Raw genomic sequence first — 21,441 nt, 5'->3', positions numbered from 1 at the left:
GAATCTAAATAAGAAACAATTATGGAACCAATTATCAACTCACAGATGCCTGAATTCAAAGTACAGGCTTTTCAAAACGGAAGTTTTAAAACAGTAAGCAGCGAAGACGTAAAGGGAAAATGGGCTATTTTCTTCTTCTATCCGGCAGACTTCACATTTGTATGTCCGACAGAATTGGTAGACGTTGCCGAAAAGTATGAGCAATTCCAGGCCATGGGTGTGGAAGTGTACTCGGTAAGCACCGACTCCCACTTTGTACACAAAGCATGGCATGATGCTTCGGAAAGTATCCGTAAGATCAAATATCCGATGCTGGCAGACCCGACAGGCGTACTGAGCCGTGGCTTTGGCGTGATGATCGAAGAAGACGGAATGGCTTATCGCGGAACCTTCCTCGTAAATCCGGAAGGAAAGATCAAGATTGCCGAAATACAGGACAACAACATCGGGCGTAATGCCGATGAATTACTCCGCAAAGTAGAAGCCGCACAGTTTGTGGCTACCCACGACGGAGAAGTTTGCCCCGCCAAATGGAAAAAAGGCGAAGCAACCCTGAAGCCGAGCATCGATCTGGTCGGTAAGATCTAAGCAGTAATTCTATGAAGACCGGCATCCCCCAATGCCGGTCTTTTTTACCCTAATCAATCTTCAATATAATGTTAGACTCAGCTATAAAAGAACAATTACGTACCATCTTCTCCGGATTGGAGGCGAAGTACACATTCGATATCACTGTCTCACCACAGCACGAAAGCCGCAACGAACTCCTGGACCTTCTGAACGACGTGGCATCTTGTTCAGAGAAACTATCTTGCCGGATCCATGAGGGCGAAGGACTGGAATTTACGCTTCTCAAAGACGACCAAAGGACGGGCATCACTTTCCGCGCCGTCCCCAACGGACATGAATTCAGTTCATTACTACTCGCCGTACTGAACGCGGACGGAAAAGGCAAAAACTTCCCGGACGAAGGGATTTGCAACCGGGTAAAAGCATTGAAAGGACCTATCCGCCTGACAACCTATGTGTCACTGACTTGTACCAACTGTCCCGACGTAGTGCAGGCACTCAATGCCATGACCACACTCAACGCCCGGATCCAGCACCAGACGGTGGATGGTGCCATCAATCAAGCCGAAGTAGAAGCCTTGAAAATACAGGGAGTTCCCTCTGTATTCGCAGACGGCAAACTGATTCATGTAGGCCGCGGCGACTTTGGCGAACTGTTGAGCAAACTGGAAGAACAATATGGAGTGGAACAAAGCGCCCGTGAAAGTTCTATCAGGAAGTATGACGTGATTGTAGTCGGTGGAGGTCCGGCAGGTTCCGCCGCTGCCATCTATTCGGCCCGCAAAGGCCTGAATGTAGCCGTTATTGCCGAAAGAATAGGCGGACAGGTAAAAGAGACAGTCGGCATAGAGAACCTGATTTCCGTTCCCTCAACCACCGGAAGTCAGTTGGCCGATAACTTGAAAACGCACATGGCACAATACCCTATCGACCTGCTCGAACATCGCCGGCTTGAAAAGCTCGAGCTTGAAGGCAAAGACAAAGTGCTCACAGCCAAAGGGGGCGAGCGTTTCTCTGCTCCGGCAGTAATCGTTGCCACCGGTGCAAGCTGGCGTAAACTGAATGTACCGGGCGAAGCGGAATACATCGGCCGGGGAGTTGCATTCTGCCCGCATTGCGATGGCCCGTTCTACAAAGGAAAACATGTGGCTGTCGTAGGAGGAGGAAACTCCGGAATCGAAGCTGCCATCGATCTGGCAGGCATCTGCTCCCAAGTCACGGTACTCGAATTTATGGATGAACTGAAAGCAGACCAAGTGTTGCAGGAGAAACTGAAAAGCCTGCCGAACGTAGAAGTCTTCGTCCATTCGCAGACCACCGAAGTGATAGGCAATGGCGACAAAGTTACCGGCATCCGTGTCAAAGACCGTCAGACAGAGCAGGAACAGGTAATCGGGTTAGACGGCATTTTTGTACAGATAGGACTGATGCCCAACAGCGGTATTTTCCGGGAGACGGTAGAAGTAAACCGTCCGGGTGAAATCATAATAGACTCCCACTGCCGCACCAATGTTCCGGGGATCTATGCTGCCGGAGATGTCTCCACCGTTCCCTACAAACAGATTATCATCGCAATGGGGGAAGGTGCCAAAGCAGCGCTCGCAGCGTTCGAAGACCGGATGCGTGGGGAGATTTAAGACACAGAGTAACACAGAGCATTTATGTCAATAATCAATGACTTAAAATTCACTCTGTGTTACTCTATGTCTTCTGTGGTGAAACATCACTTCATCTTAAACGTTACCAACAGTCCTTTATGATCGGTCGGCCATACGTCCAACGGAAGCAGGAATTTGTCTTTTGAAGTCTCCTGTACTCTCTGGTTACGTACAATAGAACCTTTCGGACCAAAGATCACCGCTTTCTTTGCTTCAATATCCTTTCCCTGATAGAAAATAAAATCAATGCGGTCACGTTCGTCCGCTTTCGGTGCCCATGTCAGTTTACCGGGTTCTTTCAGCGGATTATCTGCCGGATATGTAAATCCCGGGTGAGTCAGCGGATTCGGGTAAATATGGCGGTATGTATCTATAAATCCGTCCTTCTCCAACAATGTTGTCACTGTCCAGGGAATTACGAGACCATTATGGTCGTACAGATTCTTGTTTTCCTCAATCCAGTCCAGATGTGAAGGTTCGTTGAAGTCACCGCCTACAATCACGCTATATCCGTTTGCAATGTCCTTTTTGGCCTCAGCGATAAACATCTTGATAGCGTCATCGCGTTGAGATGCCACATTCACTTTGAGCACCTCTTCCACAGTAGTCGGAATAGGTATCTCTTTCCAACTGGAACCGTCATAACCACGCACATTGTAATATGCACAATCCAGATAGTCCAAATGCGCCGTATAAACAGCCACTTTATGTCCGTCCACCGAGCTGGTCAGTTTATAGATACTTCCGTGATCTCCGTTTTCCGGAAATACAGTCAGTGAATCCGTGATCGGATGTTTGCTCAGCAAGCCTGTGTCATAAGTATAGAAAGAGTAATAATCCAGCCCTTTCTCTTTGAGAGAAGCCACAATACGGTCGTTGAAACGAGTGTTATGGTAATTGCGTACTTCACTGAACGTCACAAAATCGGGTTGCAAACGTACAATCTCGTTAACGATTGCATCATATCCTCCCGGAACCATTGTACCTTCCTGCCATACATTCCATTGCAGAACCGTAAATTCACCTTTACCTTTACTTTGCCCCACCATAGTTACCAGCAGGAAAAGCGTCATAAAAAAAATCTTTTTCATTTTATCCAATTTATATTATGTGCATTGTTTTTCTTCGGGTTGTGACAGTACTGTTTTACTTGAAAACCTGTATCATCGGACGTCCTGTCCAAACTTGCGGCTGTTTCACTCCAAAAACATATCCCATCGTGGCGGCAGTGTCATATCGCATCATGCTTTTGTGCAACCTTTATTCTTTAGTAAAATCGGCAGGATAGGTCACTTGTTGTACAATCCCTTCTTTCAGGCGTATCCATGTACGGAAGCTGCTTGCGTTTTCATCCAGCTCTATCACCCTCGCACCGTTTGTCAGATGGTTATAGACTGTATTGCCGCCGGTATAACGTCCGTATGCCAGCAAGATGCCCTTCCATGACACAGCATAGTCGTCATCATGATCATGTCCCACAAATACACCTCTCACATCTCCCATCTCTTTCATGGCAGTAAACAAGCCCGAATTTAACTGGGGAGCACATGCTTTTTCTTTACGAATACCATAAAGTATTGCGCTTTCGGAAGAGGCTGCCTGATTATACTCCGGCAAAGCTATATGAAAAAATGCATACGACGAAACCGGAACGCCATTATTTTCCGCAGTAAACTTCTTACTGTTCTCACGATACCACTGAATCTGGTCAAATTTGATATAATCGTATCCGTTCACCCCTTTTATCTGTGAATAAGAATGGGAGTCGATGCAATAAAGAACCGTTGCATTGCGTTTTCCGTCCGACGACTTCACAGGCAGGATAAAATTGGTCACCCCCGAAATTCCCGGAGTGGTCTGTGTCAGGTTGTAAGGAACGGACTGGATAATCTTCAGCAGCTCTTCACGGGTCAATCCCTGCTCGTTATCATGATTCCCGAAAGTTACGGCAAAAGGAATCTCTCTTTTAGATACCAGATTCAATACCGTACGCATCCCTTCTTCCGCGGGTTTGCCATAAATCACGTCACCTGTGAAAAGAACAAGATCGGGTTTTTCCAAATCCAGTACCTGATTGATACGCTCAACCGATATGTCCGAACGGGGGTCATTATAGATATAATGAACATCGGTAAACTGGACAATCTTGAATTTACCGTCTTTGTTGAACCGGAGAGTTTGCTGCTGTGCACTTGCCAGCTGAAGGCTTCCCAACAGGATAGCCAACAATAAATAAATTTGTTTCATGGTTATGATTATTTGGGTATAAAGAAGGACGCACAGGATATACCTGTGCGTTTACCTTCAAATGAATAATAATTTACTGGAGAATCCACATTAACTTATTCACATCGTCCGAACCGTTGTACTGACGCTGAACAGCTTCGTTGGCGTTATCCGGATTATAACTGAATTCAGCCTCCGGATACATCCATCTTGTAGGGATCTTATCCTTTTCTGTATTCAGGTTCGTATTCGGATTGATAGGCAATACCGGATATCCTGTACGGCGGTAGTCATAGTAAGCATCATACGGATGTTGCAGGAACGAGGCCAGATAACGTTGCAATAAGATCATCTCCAGGTCTTTTTCCTTATCACCGGATAACTGGATGACCGGTTGTGCCAAGTATTCCTGTATATACTCTTGGGTAATGGTACGTCCATGAGTATACTCTTCCTTATCAGGCGTGTTGTCCGCTATAAAATTCATGCTGGCTTCTATACCTTTCTTATAATAAGTAGAAGCATCTCCCGAAATCCAGCCGCGTACAGCTCCCTCAGCCAATATAAAGTTCTGCTCCGCATAGCTCAGGCGCATCAGAGGTTCGCCCTCCGGAATACGGGTATAACGAAGGTTAGCCAGGCAGAATTCACCTTTTCCGTACAGAACGGAGATATTTGAATAGCTGTCCGAAGGATCTACCGAAAGATAAGCATCCCACTCGGACTCTTTCACCCCTTTGTCTGTCTGGGCTTTCGAAGGAGAAGCATAATAGAACATGCGGTAGTCATTGAACTTTTTCAGGTTATCGATAATCACGCTCGACATCATCAGATAGTCAGAATGCTTGTTTTGTGTATAGTAGAACGGATAAAGCTGTCCGGCCTTATTAGAATATACCAGTTGGAAGTTATCTGCATTCGATGTCATCAGCGAACCCGAGGCAGCCAGTCGGGCAAAGCGTTCTTTCACTTTCAGGTCTGCGTCCGCCTCTTTCTTACACAAGTGGGTCAGTACCTTCAGTTCGAATGCAACCACGGTCTTTTTCCAGTTTTCAGTGTCACCGCCAAAGATAGGGTCACCGTCAAAGTCATCACCCGATGAGAATAAAGTGTAAGCCTCTTCCAAATCTTCCAATACCTGGCGCATCACCTCTTTCTGTGTATCGTATTTAGGTTTCTGAACTCCCTCTTCGCCTTTCAAAGCATCACTGTAAGGAATATCGCCTACTTCCAATGATTTATAGAACAGCTTATAGGCCTTCATAAATTTAGCCAAAGCAGCATACGAGTCCTTATCTCCATCATTGGCCGCATCAATCATCTTCTGGCAGTTTGTGAGAATGGTATAACCGTCAAAATCGGTTCTGCCAAACAAATTGTACTGTTCATCCGAAGCATTCTCCGACCATGCGATCTGCTTGCTCAGCATACTGTGGTATACAAAATTCTTTGCAGCACCCTGTTGTGTGATATTCAGGATAAGTTTTGTCGCCAACATGGGGGCTGTCACCTTGGTTGCGGCATCCGGGTTCGTATTCAAATCATCAAACTTGTTACAAGATGCCAGGATAGCGGCACTTGCTGTAAGTAAAAGCAACGTTTTATTTATTAGTTTCATAATTTCCATTTTTACAAATCAAACTTAACATTAAATCCGACATATCTCATAGAAGGTGAATTCAGGTCATCCGAATCCACATCCGGGTCAGCATACTTAAACTCTTTCATCCAGATCAATAAGTTCTGTCCGATCAAACCGAGTGTAACGCCTTTCATATGCAGTTTATCACATACTGATTTGGGCATTGTGTACAACAATGAAAGCTCACGCAATTTCAGGAATGTACAGTCGTGAACGTTCTGGTAAACCTTGCCACCCGACCACGGATTGTAGTTCTTGATATAGCTTTCATACGAAACCTGTGTATCGTTCGGTGCAAACACACGCGTATCACTGATAATCTTTCCGGTTGTGTCGTATTCAACCTTACCCGATACCACTTTCACACCCTGGCCCACATAGTTCTTTTTGCCGTTCACCACTTCATCATAACGCCATTTGTTATCACTATCGGGGTGTACACCAGTGTTCCACATGGTCTGCTCCGTACGAGAATAAGCCATACCGCCTACACGTCCGTCCAGCGAGATTCCCAAAGTCCATTCTTTATAGCGCAAGGTAGTGCTGAGACCCCAGATCCAGTCCGGATATTCATTACCCATTACCGACTGGTATTTGCTTTGTACGGGATAACCGTTTTCATGAATGATGTTTCCCTGAGGGTCACGTTCCCAGTCATAGATGCCATACCAGTCCCAACGTTTACCGGCAGCTACCCAAGGTTTCTGTGTAGAGTACACCGGGTCAACCTTAGCATAGAAGTAACGGTCACGGGCCCAGTTAGCATTCACTTCCCAATTCCAGTCTTTTGATTGGATCAAAGATGCTGTCAACGAAACTTCCACTCCCCGACGAACCTGCTCTTCATCATAGTTCACCAATGTTTTGGTAAAACCGGACGATCCACTGATTGTAGCTTCACGTGTCAGGTTGTATTTCAGCTTGTTATAATAAGAAATATCAAAGCGCAAACGGTTGTTCCATACATTGAAAGCAGTACCGATTTCGTAAGAACGCGCAGCAGTCGGTTCAAGGGTTGTACTGCGAATCATTTCCGGATATACGGCAGTATTCATTCCGTCCCATACGTTGGTGCTTACACTGTAAGCCTGATTCGTATCATAAATGCCCAAGTCGCTCTTCGTTACAGTCCAGGCACCTCTCAGTTTCCAGAAGTTCAGCCATTCGGGCATCTTCAGCAACTGCGACATGATGATACTTCCCGATACAGCCGGATAGAAATAAGAACGTGTTTCCGAGGGCAAAGTAGACGACCAGTCATTACGTGCCGTAACATCCACAAACACGGTGCTCTTCCAGGAAGCAGAGAATTTTCCGTAAATAGAATTCACCTGTTTTTGCTTGTATGAACTTGAAGAAGCGATCGGGTCAACCGATGCCTTCAGCGAATAATAGCCCGGAATGCTCAATCCGTTACGGGTATTCGATGATATGGCATCATCATAGTAATAATAGATGGTACCTCCGACAAAACCATCGATGGCAAAATCGCCAAAACTGTGGTTGGCAGATAACAAAGCATCACCATTGAAACTGAATCCGGTAGATTTGGATGTATAGAAGTATCCGTTCTTGTCCCATCCGCCGCGGGCACTCATTGCGTTTTTCTTTTCCGTACGGCTGGCATAAGCATCGGCACCGGCTCTCATTGAGAAGTTCAGCCAGGGCATGATGTCATATTTACCCGACAAGTAAGTATTTACTTTATCATAATCATTCGATGAAGTCATTTCATGCGCCAGATAATAAGGGTTATCATACCACACGTCATTCATCCAATTCTGTTCTTCGTCTTTCTTTCTCCAATAGTTTTTATAGTCGCGCACATCATAATCGGTACCTGTCCATACCAACAGGTTGTAGATGTAACCGCCGCCGCCATAACCGGCTCCTTCACCATTGGGATAGAAACGCTTGTTGTAGATCGCGCCTCCTTCGAAACTCAGTTTGCCGAACTTCATGTCTCCACCTACCGAATAAGTAATCTTATTCAATCTCTGGTTCGGATATTGTCCCTTGTTATAAACATGCGACAAAGAAGAGCGGAAACTACCGTATTTACCGGTCTGGCTGATACTGATATTGTTATTGGTGATGAAACCTGTTTCCAGGAAGTTCTTAAAGTTGTCTTTACCTTTCGAAACCAACGGCATCTCTTTCCACTCATAAGTATACGGGTCATACTGTACGGCTGTACGGCCGATATCCAATTTATCACCCCAAACAAAGTCGGCAGCGGTATATTTACCTCCCTGACCGGTACTGTATCCGTGTTGCACTTCCGGCAACACCAGATAGCCGGCATTGAACATCGTACTACTGTTTACCGAAATATTCAGTCCTTCCTGGCTACCTTTCTTTGTAGTCACCATGATAGCTCCCGAACCTCCGCGGGCACCATACAAAGCCGATGCAGTAGCTCCTTTCAATACGTCAACAGACTCAATGTCATCTGCCGCGATATCATTCAGAGAAATATTGCTATACGGCACACCGTCCACAACCAATAACGGAGTCTCACCACGCAGTTTGAGGGTCGGAGCCGTATTGAACTCCGTACTGTTGGTTACGTTCAGACCGGCAACCTTACCGGTCAGTGAAGTAGCGATGTTAACAGGTTTCACAGTGGACAACTTACTTCCACCCACCTTCTGGACAGCGTAACCCAATGCCTTTTCTTCGCGTTTGATACCCAAAGCTGTTACCACCACTTCATCAAGCACTTCTGCGTCTTCCGCCATTTTAATTCTCAGCATGGTTTTTCCGTTCACCGGCACTTCCTGCTGTTGGTATCCGATAAAGGAAACGATCAGTACACCATTGGTAGGCACTTCCAATTTAAAGTTACCCTCCACGTTCGTAATCGTTCCGGTTCCCTGAGCACCTTTCAATTTGATGTTAGCCCCGATTATAGGCTCACCTGCGGTATCTACGATGGTTCCCGATACTTGAATTGTATTCTTTTTCTGTTGGGGAGATGCAGCCAAAGACTGTGCTTCAGCCTCTTTGCGTACATGAAGAGAAATATAATTATCTGCGAAATTATAAGAAATATTATTCTTAGAGAGCACCTCGCTCAGTAAATCGGCCACCCTATGAGTACCTTTCTTCACACTTACCTGGCGAGAAGCATTGATTTCTGCATCACTATAGATAAACAGATAGTCTGTCTGTCTTTCAATTTCCGCCATAAACTCCTTTAACGGAAGTTGGTTTCGAGACATGTTTACCCTTGCATTTTGCGAGCTTACACCGGCATGTGCCTGAAGGATAAGCAGAAATAATAGCAAGACTGTGCATTTCATAATTCGCAAGATTTGAATAATTTCACGTTGTTTAATTGCATAAGATAACAGCAATAAGTTTTTTTTCATACTTTTGCAATGTAATAAGGTTAATACTTTGTTGTTTTTTATTAGGACCAGCCAAATGTGTTGACTTTATCGGGAGGGAAAGGTGTACCAGACCATTTCCTCCTTTTTTTCACTTCATACTGTTTTTCTATTTCATAGGCATCTGTTTTTAGTTAGAGTATCATCCGTATTTATCAATAAATAATAATTTCTTCTTCACTAACTATCTTGTATTTGAAAGGCATGGCACCTTGCAAAGCTTTTAAGATACTCTCCAAAGAATCACTTTGCCGGAATTTACCGGAAATGCGTTGGGTTGCATTGACCGAACGTTCTATCTTGAAATTTACGTCATTCCATAAAGCGACGCTGTTCAGCACTCTCCCGAAAGGTTCCGACAGGAAGCTCACTATTCCGTTCTTCAGATATTCTTCATTATCAAAGTCCGATTCCCGCTTCATCAGACGGTCTCCCCACAGCACCGCCTTCTCTTTGGGTTGCAGAAATACTTCATTCCTTATATCTGCCGGATCATAAATATGAACACAGCCTTCTACAAGGTCCGTCTCAAATTCAGCACTATTCTTATAGGCCGATATATTGAATTTAGTTCCGAGCACTCTGACCCGATAGCCCTTGGCCGAAACGATAAACGGCTTTTCAGGATTCTTTGCCACATCAAAATAAGTAGCGCCATCCAATTCAACTTTACGGTCCGACTCATTAAAAGAAGCCGACAGGCGGAGACTGCTGCAAGGACTCAGCCAGGCAACGGTTCCATCCGGTAAATCCACTTTTACCCGCTGTCCCTTGGGAGCTGTAATCATAGTATAGTTTTTACCGAATTCCTCTGACAAGTATTGCTTTGTGACATAGAAAGTACCTGCAATCAACACCGCAAAAACAGCGGCATATTTCAAAGATACGATAATTGTCCGCTTCAATCTTTTACGAAACAGGAGTTGCGCGAAATGCTGCTTCCCTTTTCGGCTGACTTCAGGATCGTCCTGCCGAGAAAGTATTCCGGTCAACGCCACTACATTCTGCATCCGGAGAAATTCTTTCTTCAGAGTTTCATCCGTCTCTATCCGGTCGAAAAGGTCTTTTTTCTCCCGGTCAGTCATTTCTCCTGCAAAATATTTATCTATTAGTTCATTCATTTTTTAGGGTTTCTATTAATAAGGCGTAACAGCCTTTAAAATCCACTAAAAGAAAAACAACTTTTTTTCAAAAAACTTTTTTTCTTTGCAATCAAACCCGTGCAGCCAGAATAAAACATCACAATCCCCTGTCCCAGCCTTTCATCGGTTTATACCTCTCCCTCTCTGGAAACCTCTTCTGAACAAGCCCATCACAAGATTAAAATCAAACACACAAAAGTCCCTGATCAAAGTTCGTCAGAATACTAAAGAAAATGGGATTCTTCATATCATACTGTCCATCTCAGCACTCAAGATGTGTATCTTAGCCGCCAAGATGCAAATCTCGGCAGCCAAGATGTCCATCTTAGCGGCTAAGATGAACTTTACATGCAGACCAGAAGATTTTTCAGTCATGACTTCACCACTTCATAAAGAAGCACATCCCATCAAACAATGGACTTCTTAATGCACTTTCTCACTCTTAATGATCACCATATTCGCCCGAAGATACCCTACTGACCCCAAACAATAAAACGGCCTCAGATGCAATTTCAAATGTCATCGACAGTTTGAAAAAGTCAGCATCTGCGGCCGTTTACAAAACCAGCTTTGTTCATGTGCCATTCTGTTTCCGGCACATCTCCCAAACGATTTCCTTATTTCTTCTTGATCTTCTGTGGAGGTACACCCTCAAAAGTCATCTTCACAGGTTTAATAAATCCGTCTTTGTCAAAAGTCATTTTGTCAATGCAAGTCGCGCGGTGATCGCGCGCATTATCATTCAGCGGACGACGATGATAAACAATATAATAATCATCCGACCCGGGAGCATGCAACACCGAGTGATGTCCGGCACTGGTTGCCACTGAAGAATCCTGCTCCAGAATTTTGGCTACACGTTTAAAAGGACCGAACGGAGAATCGGAAATAGCATAAGCTACAGAGTAATCAGGGCTTCCCCAACCTCCTTCACTCCACATAAAATAATATTTGCCGTCTTTCTTGAACATAAACGGTCCTTCGACATAATTTTCCGGAGTCACTTCTTTATAGATAGTACCGTCTTCGAAAGGTACCAACCCTGTAAAGTCATCGTTCAACTGCACTACATTGCAATGTCCCCAACCACCATAATACATATAATAACGCCCGTCATCATTGTACACAAACTGGTCGATCGGTTGCGCTCCATTCACTATCTCATTAATCAACGGCTTGCCCAGCAAATCTTTGTACGGTCCTTCCGGACGATCGCTGACTGCCACGCCAATGCCACCAATCTCTCCTTCGTGAACATCGTTCGCTCCAAAAAAGAAATAATATTTTCCATTTTTACTAATCACCGAAGGAGCCCACATCGCTTTCTTAGCCCATTTAACGGCTGTAGTATCCAGAACCGAAGCATGTTTGGTCCAGTTCACAAGGTCTTTGGAAGAGAAACAATCAAAGAAAGTCTGTTTTTCGTAAACGTCGCTCCAAGTTGGAAAGATCCAATAAGTATCATCATAAATAATGCCTTCCGGATCGGCATACCACCCCTGGAGTACAGGATTACCACTCGTGGCCTTATGGGCAGCCACTTTCTTTTGCTGTGCAAAGCAGCAAGCACCGCCCACCATCAGGACGATGCAAATAACTAAGTGTTTCATTGTTGTGTTTTGAATATAAAATAAGTAATTCCTAATAACTTGACAAAAATAGGGATTCTTTTTCAGATAATGAAAACAAAAAGGGGAAAGTAGTCTTTCAGTTCTTCTTTTAACTTGCGCAATGCGATGGCAATCTGATTCTCAACCGTATTGGGAGAAACATTCAGCCGTATAGCTATCTCTTTATAGCGGAGATTCTGCAAACGGCTCATAATAAATATTTCACGGCAACGCTCCGGCAAGCGATTGATGGCATTATTCAATATCTCCTCAATGTCAGCATCCGAAAGGCGATCGTTGTCAAATGCTTCCAATGAATATAGTTTCAGTTGGAGTTCCCTGTTTTCTATCTCCGAAAGCGAACCTTTACGGATATCACGAACCATCTCTTTACGAAAATAGTCGATACAACGGTTTTTTGCCAATGTAAACAGATAGGCATTCAGGTTCTGAAGTGTTTCGATGATATCTCTGTGTTCCCATAAATAGATAAAGATTTCCTGGACAATATTCTCCGATTCATCCTCTGAAATCAGATACGTTTGGGTAAAACGCAGTAACTTCGGAAAATAAACATCATAAATTTCTGAGAAACCGTCTTTTTTCATACTATCATCTGTTGTAACTAAAGGAACGATAATTATTGCACAGGTTGCAAAGATATAAAAAGATTTAAAATTCATTATTACGAATATATGAATATTACTCTTATCTTTGTGAAAAACTAACATAAATACAACATGAAACATTTAGCAGTCTATTTTTTACTGGCATTGCAAGGAGTTCTGTTCAGCCTTTCACTCTCGGCCGCAACTCCTCAGAACACAATAGCCTATTGTGATGGGAACGTACGTTTTAGCATTCTCACAGATGGAGTTATCCGTATGGAATGGAGTCCTTCGGGTACGTTTACCGACGCCCCATCATTTGTAGCAATCCACCGTAACTTACCGGTTCCGGAGTACACGGTACAAAATAAAAGTGCGGTGGTAGTGATAAGTACCGCCCGTATGAAATTGAAATATAAAAAAGGGAAAGGTCCTTTTACGAAAGATAATTTAACGATTACATCGGCCAAAGGAATGTTGCCCTTCGAGTGGACACCCGGTACAACGCAAAAGGGAAACCTGAAAGGGACGGACCGCACACTGGATGGTTTTGAAGGAAACCACAACATATACAGCCATCAGGACATGAAGCTGGAAGACGGTCTTCTCTCAACAGACGGATGGACTCTGATTGACGATTCAAAGAATTTCCTGTTTGATGATTCGGAATGGCCCTGGGTAGAGACACGTGAAAATAAAGACGGACAAGACTGGTACTTCATGGCCTATGGACACGACTACAAAGCTGCCCTGAAAGATTATACAGCCTTTGCGGGAAAAGTTCCTCTACCACCCCGGTACGCATTCGGCTATTGGTGGTCAAGATATTGGAGTTATTCGGACAAGGAGATGCGGCAATTGGTGGACAACTTCCACACTTATAACATTCCTTTGGATGTATTGGTGGTAGACATGGACTGGCACTATACCGAACCGGGGTTCGGCGGATGGACAGGATGGACATGGAATCACCGACTCTTTCCGGATCCTGCCAAATTCCTCGGTTATCTGAAAGACAATGACTTAAAGATTACCCTAAATCTACATCCTGCCGATGGTGTGGCCCCTTATGAAGAAAAATATCCGGAGATGGCACAATGGATGGGAATAGATACGGCTAAACACGAACCTATCCCCTGGGTAGTTTCGGACAAACATTTTATGAACGGTATGCTGAACAAGGTACTCCGCCCCATGGAAAAACAAGGAGTAGACTTCTGGTGGCTCGACTGGCAGCAATGGATGTATGACAAGAAAGTGGACAGCCTCAGTAATACCTGGTGGATCAATTATGTTTTCTTCTCGGATATGGAGCGTAACCGTGATACGCGTCCGATGCTCTATCATCGCTGGGGAGGACTGGGCAATCACCGTTACCAGATCGGCTTCTCGGGAGATGCTGTCATATCATGGAAATCGCTTGAATTCCAACCTTACTTTACTAACTGCGCCTCCAATGTATTGTATGGTTACTGGAGCCATGACATCGGTGGGCACATGTTCAAAGGCGGTGAAAAAGAAATACTCGATCCGGAACTTTTCACCCGCTGGATGCAATACGGTGCTCTGACACCCGTGATGCGAACTCACTCTACAAAGAATGCGGTCCTGAATAAAGAATTATGGAATTTCAAAGGGGATTATTTCGAAGCCTTACGTAACTCGATCCTATTCCGCTACCAACTGGCTCCTTATATATATACGATGGCTCGGGAGACTTACGATAATGGTATTTCTATCTGCCGCCCGATGTATTACGATTATCCTGAAGCCAAAGAGGCATACGATTTCAGAAACGAATACATGTTTGGCGACCAGATTTTGGTAGCCCCCATCACTACTCCCATGCAAAACGGACTTTCCACAGTAAAGGTGTGGCTGCCGGAAGGTAACGACTGGTTTGAATGGACAACCGGAACCTTGTTGAAAGGAGGACAGACAGTAGAACGCTCGTTTACACTGACCGAATATCCGGTATACGTAAAAGCGGGCTCCGTACTCCCTCTTTACAACCGGGTGAAGAATCTGAACAGCAATAACGAAGAAATCATCGTAAATGTATTCCCCGGAGGAAGCGGTTCGTTCTGTTTCTATGAAGACAACGGCAATGATAAATATTATGCCAACGAATATGCCCGTACCCGGATGGCCTGTGAACGAAAAGATAATCTTTTAACCGTAACGATTGCTCCTCGGAAAGGCAGCTATCGCAACATGCCGCCTAACCGTCAGTTTAAGATAAAAGTATTAGGTTCCGCCATTCCGAAAGCAATCACCGTGAATGGAAGCAAAGCAGAATATGAATACATCGGTGATGAATTGGCATTACTGATCACTCTACCGGAAACATCGTGCAGCCAGGGAAACACGATAGAAATTCAATATCCGACTTCTATCCCGGAATTAAATGACGGAATGGTTTCACAATTCAAACGATTCAGCAAGGCTGTCACTGCGCTCAAATACCGGGATGCCGGGATCGTATTGACCCCTGCCATGGGAGCGACCGAAGCGACCAGCATTGCACTGAATTACTCGCCCGAACGTTTTAACGAACTGATAAAAGCATTCAAAAGAAACTATAGTCAAATGCCGGAAATGCTCAAGGAGCAAAAACTGAACGAAACTAATACCCAATGGTTTTTGGAAACAATCGGTTGGAAAAAATAGAACCACTTACATCTTATATTTTTTCCCACGAAACATTGCAAATCCAAGTAAAACTGATATCTTTGATAGAAATAGATATCACCTATCCATGGATTGAAATTATCTATTTGACGAGTAAACAATTTAGCGCTACTTTTGTCAAGTAATAACACGGAAGAGGGGCTGTAAAAGACTTCACATCATTGAAAGCTTTGTTTCCGGTAAAAACCAAAACTATATGGAAAAGAAAAAACTTACAGCAGCTAATGGTCGTCCTATTGCCGACAACCAAAACAGCCAGACAGCAGGCCCCCGCGGGCCAATCATGCTACAAGATCCATGGTTGATTGAGAAACTCGCTCATTTCGATCGTGAAGTGATCCCCGAACGCCGTATGCACGCTAAAGGCTCCGGAGCTTACGGCACATTTACCGTCACACACGATATCACCAAGTACACACGAGCCGCTATCTTCAGCCAGGTAGGTAAACAGACAGAATGTTTCGTACGTTTTTCAACTGTAGCAGGAGAACGCGGAGCCGCCGATGCAGAACGCGATATCCGTGGATTTGCCATGAAGTTTTATACAGAAGAAGGAAACTGGGATCTGGTAGGTAACAATACCCCTGTGTTCTTTCTGCGCGATCCTCTGAAATTCCCCGATTTGAACCATGCAGTAAAACGTGACCCACACACCAACATGCGTAGTGCCAATAACAATTGGGATTTCTGGACCCTATTGCCTGAAGCCCTCCATCAGGTAACCATTACAATGAGTCCGCGCGGTATTCCGGCTTCTTATCGCCACATGCATGGATTCGGCAGTCATACTTACAGTTTCCTAAACGCTGAGAACAAACGTATCTGGGTTAAATTCCACCTGAGAACCATGCAGGGCATCAAGAACCTGACTGACCAGGAAGCTGAAGCCATCATAGCCAAAGATCGTGAATCACATCAACGTGACTTGTACGAAAGTATCGAACGAGGCGATTTTCCGAAATGGAAATTCCAGATCCAGCTGATGACAGAAGAAGAGGCTGACAACTATCGCATCAACCCGTTTGACCTTACCAAAGTTTGGTCGCACAAAGATTTCCCGTTACAGGATGTAGGTATCCTTGAACTGAACCGTAACCCGGAAAACTATTTCGCAGAAGTAGAACAATCGGCTTTCAACCCGATGAATATTGTTGAAGGTATCGGTTTCTCTCCCGACAAGATGTTACAGGGACGCCTATTCTCTTACGGCGATGCACAACGCTATCGACTGGGAGTAAACTCTGAACAGATTCCGGTGAACAAGCCACGTTGCCCGTTCCACGCATTCCATCGCGACGGAGCTATGCGGGTGGATGGCAATTATGGCTCGGCCAAAGGCTACGAACCGAACAGCTATGGTGAATGGCAAGACTCTCCGGATAAAAAGGAACCGCCTCTGAAGGTTCATGGAGATGTATTCAACTATAACGAACGCGAATACGATGACGATTACTATAGCCAACCGGGTGACTTATTCCGACTGATGCCTGCGGATGAACAACAATTATTGTTCGAAAATACCGCACGTGCTATGGGCGATGCAGAACTGTTTATCAAACAACGGCATGTGCGCAACTGCTACAAAGCTGATCCGGCTTATGGTGCAGGAGTAGCCCGTGCCTTGGGTATCAATCTGGAAGAAGCATTGAAAGAATAATTTTCTCTCTTTTTATATGCGCCTTAAATGTTAGACAATAACATTTATGGCGCATTTTTATATCAATGATTCGTCGTCTTCCGTTATTTGTCTATCACAATGCCTTCCACAATTTCTGGAAATCATTATATTTACCGTAGCATACCAATACGTCATCCGGACGAATCTTGGCATTCTCGGGCAATTCGTTCACTATCTTGTGCTCTACCAACGAAATGCCCAAGCAATTCTTGATGGTATTGGAGCGTTTCAGTCCTATCAGCTTTAAATGAAACTCTTCATCCAGATTTAACTCATTGACAAAATAGCCTACAAATTTCTCGGGAACATTGAATTTGACTACATAGTATTCCGAATCTATCCGGAAAGTTTCCATCTTTGTACCAAAATCCAGCAACTGCACCAAACTTCGGGCGGCATCTTCTTCCGGAGTCAGTATCTTCTCCAGTCCAAATGCTTCAAGCACTGCTTTGTGTACTCCGTCGATGGCACGTGCATAAATATGTTGCACCTGCTTTTGCTTCAACATAGCCACCACACGGATTGAAGCTCCGAAATTCTCACCAATGGCAACAATCACCATATCAACACTGTTAAGAGGCAAAACGGAAAGAGACTGCTCGTCCGTCGCATCGATTACAAAGGCGGTGGCAATCTTATCTTTTATGCTATCTACCCGTCCTTCGTCCAAATCGGCCCCTATCACCTCGTGCCCTAAGGCGGAAAGTTCCTCAGCCAGCACATGACCGTAGTTTCCAAGACCAATAATAATGTATTTCATAATAAATTCAACTGATTAGTTTATGATAATGTTATCGCTCGGATAACGGTATTTTGTATTCTTTTTCTGTTTCACGATGCCCAGCACCAGAGTGATAAATCCTACACGGCCGATAAACATAAGCAGAGATACCAGCAACTTACTTTCATCACACAGCAAAGGAGTGGCATTCAGACTGGAGCCAACCGTACTTAAAGCCGACACACATTCAAACGTCAGGGTCATGATAGACATCTTGGGTTCCAGTATGCTCAGAATAAAGACAAACACAAACAAGATTCCCAAAGAAACGACTACCGCAGCATTGGAACGTCGGATGGAGTCATGTGACAACTCACGGCCAAATACCTCCACTCTTTCGGTTCCTCTCAGCACAGCGATCAGGTTGAGTGAGGCAACAGCAAAAGCATTTACTTTCACACCACCGGCTGTGGACTGTGCCGCACCACCGATCCACATCAGGACTATATAAAGCATGATGGTTTGTATGCTCAGTGAAGTCAGGTCTACACTGCTGAATCCGGCGGTTCGGGGGCAAGTGGCATTGAAGAAAGCCTGTGTCCACTTATCGGCAACCGACATGCCTGCAAACGAATGATTCCACTCGAAAAAAGCAATGGCAAGCGTTCCGAAAACCAGTAGCAGAACAGTCATTATCAATACAATCTTAGTATTAAGATTGAACAGATGATGTACCTGATGATTGTCCCACTGGCGGGTACGGATCAAACGCCAGAAACGACGGGCATGGTAAACTATAATATCTTTAAAATTAACCAGAATCGGAAATCCGATTCCACCAAAAATAATCAGGAAAGACACGGTTATATACAGCCAGTTATGCTGGGTCATAATCATCGGATTGCCTAAATTACCAGGCAACGTAGAAAATCCGGCATTACAAAAGGCAGAGATGGAATGAAAGGCAGAAAAAGCCAGTTCATCCTGAACATCCATCCCCAGCGTACCATGTATACTGAACCAGATAGAGAGCATGCCTATCCCCTCAATGACCAATGTAAAACCTAATATGTACAATAAAGTAGAGAATAACGACCCCAATGAATTGGAACTTACCATATCACGTACGACCAACTGATTGTACAAAGAAGTATTTCCCATGAAGAACATGGCAAAGAAACTGGTCAGTGTCATCACTCCCAGACCACCGATCTGAATCAAAAGAATGATAACTGTCAGTCCGGCCGGCGTAAAAGTAGCGGATACGTCAACGGGAACCAACCCGGTTACGCAGACGGCACTGGTAGAAGTAAACAACGCGTCGACCCACGATAAGGTAACCCCCTCCACAGTACAACGAGGCAACATCAACAACCCCGATCCGATAAATATAATCACCAGGAAGCTGACAGCCAGAATCAAAGAAGGATTGGTTCTCCTGCCCAACAATCGTACCAGCCCATTAGACAAATTCAGTAAGGAGAAAAGCAACAGCAAGACAATATGGTAAAAGTAACCGTGCAGGAATTCCCACAGATGCAGAATAGCCCCTCCCTCCTCGGGCCGATGGAAGATAACAGGAATCAAAGTCAGATACAGTAACCAGCTCAGTATCCAGGCCAACTTCCGGAAATTCTTTTTCGTATCTCTGTATTCAAGCAGGATATGCAGCGTAACGTCGATCAGGAATATAATCCAAACCGTCTTATAAAGAAGATGTATTTTCGTAACTTCATGGGCAGAGAGCGTAAAGCCATGTTCGTAAATCACTCCGACTATCAGCATGATGGAAGCCAGATAGGTGATAATTGCCATTAATCGTAACAAAAGTCGTACGTAAGGCTGCAACAATTTATTCTGGTACAAAAAGAATTTATGATAAATCTTCATCGGATTGCATATTAATAGAGTCGCACAAACTTAACTAAAATAACAAACATATCCGATTCTTTGTTGCTGAAATCATATAATTCTTAAAAATTATACTTACTTTTGGCATCAGAATAATCAAATAACTACAATATTATGAGCGACAAGAAAAAAAGGTACATACTGCCTGAAGAAGAAATTCCGCATTACTGGTACAACATACAAGCCGACATGGTGAACAAGCCGATGCCCCCGTTGCATCCGGGAACCAAACAGCCATTAAAGGCAGAAGATCTGTATCCGATCTTCGCGGAAGAGCTTTGCCGCCAGGAACTGAACCAAACCGACCAATGGATAGAAATACCGGAAGAGGTTCGTGAAATGTACAAATATTACCGCAGTACTCCATTGGTCCGTGCCTATGGGCTGGAAAAAGCATTAGGCACACCGGCACATATTTATTTCAAGAATGAAAGTGTCAGCCCGATGGGTTCGCACAAATTGAACTCGGCCATTCCACAAGCTTATTATTGTAAAAAAGAAGGTGTACAGAATGTAACAACTGAAACCGGTGCCGGACAATGGGGAGCTTCCCTGGCTTACGCCGCCAAACTTTTCGGTTTGGAAGCAGCCGTTTATCAAGTGAAAATCAGTTATGAGCAGAAACCTTACCGCCGTAGCATCATGCAGACCTATGGTGCCCAAGTGACTCCTTCGCCTTCGATGTCGACCCGTGCAGGAAAAGATATTCTGACTGCACACCCGAATCATCAGGGCTCATTGGGTACCGCCATCTCTGAAGCCATCGAACTGGCTCAAACTACTCCAAACTGTAAATATACATTAGGTTCCGTTCTGAGCCATGTCACCCTGCACCAGACCGTGATCGGCCTGGAAGCTGAAAAACAAATGGCAATGGCAGGTGAATATCCCGATATGGTGATCGCATGCTTTGGTGGTGGTTCCAACTTCGGTGGCATCGCGTTCCCATTCATGCGCCATAACATCCTTGAAGGTAAAAAAACACGCTTCATTGCTGCCGAACCGGCATCTTGCCCGAAGCTGACCCGCGGTAAGTTTCAATACGACTTCGGCGACGAAGCAGGATATACCCCACTGTTGCCAATGTTTACATTGGGACACAACTTTGCTCCGGCCAACATCCACGCCGGCGGACTTCGCTACCACGGTGCAGGAGTGATCGTTTCGCAACTCCTCAAAGACAAACTGATGGAAGCTGTCGATATCAGCCAACTGGAATCTTTCGAAGCCGGATGCCTGTTCGCACAGGTTGAAGGTATTATTCCTGCTCCGGAATCTTGCCACGCCATCGCAGCCGCCATCCGTGAGGCAAACAAATGCAAAGAAAGCGGAGAAGAGAAAGTGATTCTGTTCAACCTGTCCGGTCACGGACTGATCGATATGGCTTCGTATGACAAATACCTGTCCGGTGACTTGGTAAACTATTCGCTTACAGATGATGATATCCAAAAGAATCTGGATGAAATAGGCAATCTGGCTTAACTGTCGGATCCCATCAGAGCTTTTGCCCCATAACAATATATGTAATCACTCATTACATATATTGTTATGGGGCAAAACATATATTGTTACGGAAATGTTATCTTTGCATA

Annotated in this window: 14 protein-coding genes and 1 pseudogene; 5 read left to right on the top strand and 10 right to left on the bottom strand. The window is 44.6% G+C overall.

Features of this window, described 5'->3' with window-relative positions; translation table 11 throughout:
• Nucleotides 1-21: 21 nt before the first annotated feature.
• Both ahpC and ahpF read left to right on the top strand, forming a co-directional pair.
• The gene (gene ahpC / locus G7Y45_RS08960) at nucleotides 22-588 is read left to right on the top strand and encodes an alkyl hydroperoxide reductase subunit C (protein ID WP_005775969.1); all 567 of its coding nucleotides are present in this window, start codon (nucleotides 22-24) and stop codon (nucleotides 586-588) included.
• A 68-nt stretch (nucleotides 589-656) separates the two neighbouring features.
• On the top strand, nucleotides 657-2,207 hold the full coding sequence (ahpF, locus tag G7Y45_RS08955; protein ID WP_005809747.1) for an alkyl hydroperoxide reductase subunit F: 1,551 nt from the start codon (nucleotides 657-659) through the stop codon (nucleotides 2,205-2,207).
• A gap of 86 nt (nucleotides 2,208-2,293) precedes the next feature.
• Here ahpF and G7Y45_RS08950 read toward each other — a convergent pair whose 3' ends face one another.
• The 8 genes and pseudogenes from G7Y45_RS08950 to G7Y45_RS08915 form a co-directional block, all read right to left on the bottom strand.
• Entirely contained in the window at nucleotides 2,294-3,301 is a 1,008-nt protein-coding gene (locus G7Y45_RS08950) for an endonuclease/exonuclease/phosphatase family protein (protein ID WP_005809750.1), read from the bottom strand.
• A gap of 73 nt (nucleotides 3,302-3,374) precedes the next feature.
• Nucleotides 3,375-3,479: pseudogene (locus G7Y45_RS08945) on the bottom strand (alkaline phosphatase); the annotation flags it as partial.
• A 9-nt stretch (nucleotides 3,480-3,488) separates the two neighbouring features.
• Nucleotides 3,489-4,475, bottom strand: a complete 987-nt coding sequence (locus G7Y45_RS08940; protein WP_005809754.1) for a metallophosphoesterase family protein — start codon at nucleotides 4,473-4,475, stop codon at nucleotides 3,489-3,491.
• A 73-nt stretch (nucleotides 4,476-4,548) separates the two neighbouring features.
• The gene (locus G7Y45_RS08935) at nucleotides 4,549-6,072 is read right to left on the bottom strand and encodes a SusD/RagB family nutrient-binding outer membrane lipoprotein (protein ID WP_005809757.1); all 1,524 of its coding nucleotides are present in this window, start codon (nucleotides 6,070-6,072) and stop codon (nucleotides 4,549-4,551) included.
• An 11-nt stretch (nucleotides 6,073-6,083) separates the two neighbouring features.
• Nucleotides 6,084-9,470 carry a SusC/RagA family TonB-linked outer membrane protein gene (locus tag G7Y45_RS08930; protein WP_032543324.1) on the bottom strand — a complete coding sequence of 1,129 codons (3,387 nt, stop codon included), beginning with the start codon at nucleotides 9,468-9,470 and terminating at the stop codon, nucleotides 6,084-6,086.
• Between the two features lie 173 nt (nucleotides 9,471-9,643).
• The gene (locus G7Y45_RS08925) at nucleotides 9,644-10,609 is read right to left on the bottom strand and encodes a FecR family protein (protein WP_165016040.1); all 966 of its coding nucleotides are present in this window, start codon (nucleotides 10,607-10,609) and stop codon (nucleotides 9,644-9,646) included.
• Nucleotides 10,610-11,247: 638 nt separating this feature from the next.
• Nucleotides 11,248-12,240, bottom strand: coding sequence for a glycoside hydrolase family 43 protein (locus G7Y45_RS08920; RefSeq protein WP_005818850.1), 993 nt, complete (start codon nucleotides 12,238-12,240; stop codon nucleotides 11,248-11,250).
• A gap of 62 nt (nucleotides 12,241-12,302) precedes the next feature.
• A complete protein-coding gene (locus G7Y45_RS08915; RefSeq protein WP_032529786.1) occupies nucleotides 12,303-12,848 on the bottom strand; it encodes an RNA polymerase sigma-70 factor in 546 nt (181 codons plus the stop codon).
• Nucleotides 12,849-12,980: 132 nt separating this feature from the next.
• On the opposite strand from G7Y45_RS08915, the gene G7Y45_RS08910 reads away from it, so the two are divergent.
• Both G7Y45_RS08910 and G7Y45_RS08905 read left to right on the top strand, forming a co-directional pair.
• Nucleotides 12,981-15,518 carry a glycoside hydrolase family 31 protein gene (locus G7Y45_RS08910; RefSeq protein ID WP_165016037.1) on the top strand — a complete coding sequence of 846 codons (2,538 nt, stop codon included), beginning with the start codon at nucleotides 12,981-12,983 and terminating at the stop codon, nucleotides 15,516-15,518.
• A 217-nt stretch (nucleotides 15,519-15,735) separates the two neighbouring features.
• A complete protein-coding gene (locus G7Y45_RS08905; protein ID WP_032529774.1) occupies nucleotides 15,736-17,196 on the top strand; it encodes a catalase in 1,461 nt (486 codons plus the stop codon).
• Nucleotides 17,197-17,290: 94 nt separating this feature from the next.
• Here G7Y45_RS08905 and G7Y45_RS08900 read toward each other — a convergent pair whose 3' ends face one another.
• Both G7Y45_RS08900 and G7Y45_RS08895 read right to left on the bottom strand, forming a co-directional pair.
• Nucleotides 17,291-17,977 (bottom strand): TrkA family potassium uptake protein, encoded by a 687-nt coding sequence (locus G7Y45_RS08900; RefSeq protein WP_005775954.1) that lies wholly within the window; start codon nucleotides 17,975-17,977, stop codon nucleotides 17,291-17,293.
• A gap of 15 nt (nucleotides 17,978-17,992) precedes the next feature.
• Nucleotides 17,993-19,828: a TrkH family potassium uptake protein gene (locus G7Y45_RS08895; protein ID WP_005809772.1), complete on the bottom strand. Its 1,836-nt coding sequence runs from the start codon at nucleotides 19,826-19,828 to the stop codon at nucleotides 17,993-17,995.
• Between the two features lie 135 nt (nucleotides 19,829-19,963).
• Here G7Y45_RS08895 and G7Y45_RS08890 point away from each other — a divergent pair, with 135 nt between their 5' ends.
• On the top strand, nucleotides 19,964-21,331 hold the full coding sequence (locus G7Y45_RS08890) for a TrpB-like pyridoxal phosphate-dependent enzyme (protein WP_022011915.1): 1,368 nt from the start codon (nucleotides 19,964-19,966) through the stop codon (nucleotides 21,329-21,331).
• The last annotated feature ends 110 nt before the right edge of the window (nucleotides 21,332-21,441 follow it).

The organism is Bacteroides sp. ZJ-18, assembly GCF_011038705.2.
GTDB classification, from domain to species: Bacteria; Bacteroidota; Bacteroidia; order Bacteroidales; family Bacteroidaceae; genus Bacteroides; species Bacteroides hominis.
Note: the sequence above shows the minus strand (reverse complement) of the source record. Positions and strands in the feature narration are given on the sequence as shown.